The sequence below is a fragment of the Acinetobacter sp. GWC1_38_13 genome, from assembly GCF_001767535.1.
Lineage (GTDB): Bacteria > Pseudomonadota > Gammaproteobacteria > Pseudomonadales > Moraxellaceae > Acinetobacter > Acinetobacter junii.
Genome location: NZ_MELG01000059.1, coordinates 1 through 2,437, shown reverse-complemented (window position 1 = coordinate 2,437; position 2,437 = coordinate 1). Strand labels below are relative to the sequence as shown.

4 protein-coding genes are annotated in these 2,437 nt (G+C 37.6%); all 4 read right to left on the bottom strand.

Going from position 1 to position 2,437, the window contains the following annotated elements:
- A partial coding sequence (locus A2003_RS05870) for a nicotinate-nucleotide--dimethylbenzimidazole phosphoribosyltransferase (protein ID WP_286686954.1) occupies positions 1-529 on the bottom strand: 529 nt, incomplete at its 3' end.
- A 1-nt stretch (position 530) separates the two neighbouring features.
- Entirely contained in the window at positions 531-1,049 is a 519-nt protein-coding gene (gene cobU / locus A2003_RS05865) for a bifunctional adenosylcobinamide kinase/adenosylcobinamide-phosphate guanylyltransferase (protein WP_112987498.1), read from the bottom strand.
- 1 nt (position 1,050) lies between these two features.
- Positions 1,051-1,674: a 2'-5' RNA ligase family protein gene (locus A2003_RS05860; protein ID WP_112987497.1), complete on the bottom strand. Its 624-nt coding sequence runs from the start codon at positions 1,672-1,674 to the stop codon at positions 1,051-1,053.
- Positions 1,675-1,748: 74 nt separating this feature from the next.
- Positions 1,749-2,437, bottom strand: a 689-nt coding sequence (locus tag A2003_RS05855; RefSeq protein WP_502685948.1) for a mannitol dehydrogenase family protein, incomplete at its 5' end; no start/stop codon positions are given.

Below are 2,437 nucleotides of genomic sequence, written 5' to 3'. Positions count from 1 at the left end.
TTTCTCCAGCGATAAAGATATCAGCCTGTTCTGACTGAGCTAACTCCACACTAGTTTTACCTAATGCTAATGCAGCAAAACATTCTTGTTCAGTCATTGCAACGTGTTGAGCAAAGTTGGTTGTTCCTGCACGAATACAATGTCGCTCTACACCGACATAATCATAGGGATCGCCTACCGTTCCACAGTCAATCACTTGTAACTGTGCCTGATGATGTTTTGCAATAACACTGATTGCTGCACCGCCAGACGCGAAATTTTGAAGCATTTGACGTGTCACGGCTTGAGGATAAGCTGAGATACTTTCTTCAACTACACCATGGTCACCTGCGAAAATCGTGATCCAAGGTTTTTGAATTTGGGGATGAACTGTACCCTGTAAACTTGCTAGCTGAATCGCAAGCTGTTCTAACTCTCCTAAAGCCCCTGTTGGTTTAGTGAGTTGTTGTTGTCGTTGTTCGGCTAGATGTTTTGCTTCCAGATCAATTTGTTTTGCCGATTCTGTGTACCAAGCATTTTGTTCAGTCATGTTAATTCTCATCTTTTAAAATCATTGGAAAGCCTGCAACACAAAACATCACTTTATGAGCAAGCTGTCCTAATGCTTGGTGCAATCGACCAGCTTCATCCACAAATCGACGGCTAATTTCACCCATCGGCACGACGCCTAGCCCTGTTTCATTACTGACTAAAATAATTTCAGATTTAAGTTTGGGTAATATTTCTAATAACTTGTCTGTCTGTTGTTGCTGCAAATCTTGATCTTCAGCTAACAAAAGATTGGTCAACCATAAAGTAAGGCAATCAACTAAAATGATTTGATGTTCTTGATCTAGTTTTAATAATTGATCTGCCAGAAAAATAGGCTCTTCACAAAGTTGCCATTGCTTAGGTCTTTGTTGCTGATGATGTTGAATTCTTTGCTGCATTTCATCATCTAAAGCTTGCGCCGTGGCGACATAAATCACAGGGATTCCACGCTGCTGAGCTATATTTTCAGCCAATCGGCTCTTACCCGAACGTGCACCACCCAAAATTAATTGCAACATATTAACCTAATACCATTTGATGATAAGGATATAGTAATCCTTGTAAAATCTGAGCCTTATAATAACCGAAAGTTAATTGATTCACTTGAATTTTAATCCTTTTAGCTTCAAAGCTTTTTATTCGCTCTAAAACAAGATCACTACTCCATGCATCGCTATAAAGTCCAATCGTAATATGTGGACAATATTGCAGTGCCGCTATTTCATTCGAGACAAGTGCAAGCTGAGAACGGATTTTTTCTAAAATTTTTTCTCGATCGATGATTTGAATAAATAAAGCACTACTAAAACTATCGATCGTTGTGAGTTCTAATTCAAAGGGTTCAAGTTGTAATTGATTGATAGATTTTAGATGTTGTAAGAATTGTTCATGTGAAAAATCATCATTGTATTGAGAAAGATGGGTATTTAGAAAACCGCACACGAATAACGTAATGTGATACTGACGTTGATTCGACCTAATAAGGAAATCTGAGAAATGTATTTTGATCGCATCTAAATATTCAACTAACTCTGGTTGATCAATTTCGATATACCACAAAGCATAATCTGTCCGACCATGATGCCATTCTGGATAGTTGCGAATTTCAGTTTTTACGAGTTGGGTAGATGTTTGTAATAACACAACGACAATAACGCTCTGACAGTTGTGTTATTCAAACATAATTTACTGGCAAGATTAAATAATTTTAAAATCATTTAGGCTGTTTCAAACTCGGCATTTTTAACACAAAAAGATTGCCCTAGCTCTGAAATCTTTAATTCAGTCGAGATTGATGTATAAATCAACTCAAACAAATCTTTCTTTTCATGCTCAGTAATATCCATTTGCTCGATAGCGTTTTGTAAATGCGTAATCACTTCATCAACAGGAATTTCTAAAAGCTTAACCGCATATACATAACCCGAAACAGCACCTTGTAATAAGTACTTATATGGCAATTGTTGCACGATATGATTTTCAATACTGCCGAGTACGCGTTCGTTGTAACCCAGTTTTCTCAATGGATCACGAGCAACACGCTCACATGGATCTTTATAAGCAGAACGGCATGAGCTCATAAAACTTTCAGCCATGCGATCAAGTTGTTTGGCTTGATTCGGAACGATATTTACCAATCCAGCTTTCACCTCACTCACCAATTGCTCAGCAAATTTCTTGATCTTGTGATCTGCTAAAGCAATTCCAATCATTTCATGATCAATAAGACGCGCCTGCCAAGCGATCATGGCATGGCAGCCATTCCAGAGGCGATTTTTAATGATTTGAATATCTGAGATTTGATCAACTAAGATCATTTGGCGCATTTTATTTAACAGCGGACTTCGATTTTCAACATAGATCGGCATATCTGTTTCGCTATGGAATAAAATTAAATCCATATTTT

Coding starts and splice junctions, on each gene's coding strand:
- cobU (WP_112987498.1), bottom strand. CDS start 1,049: ATGTTGCAATTAATTTTGGGTGGTGCACGTTCGGGTAAGAGCCGATTG.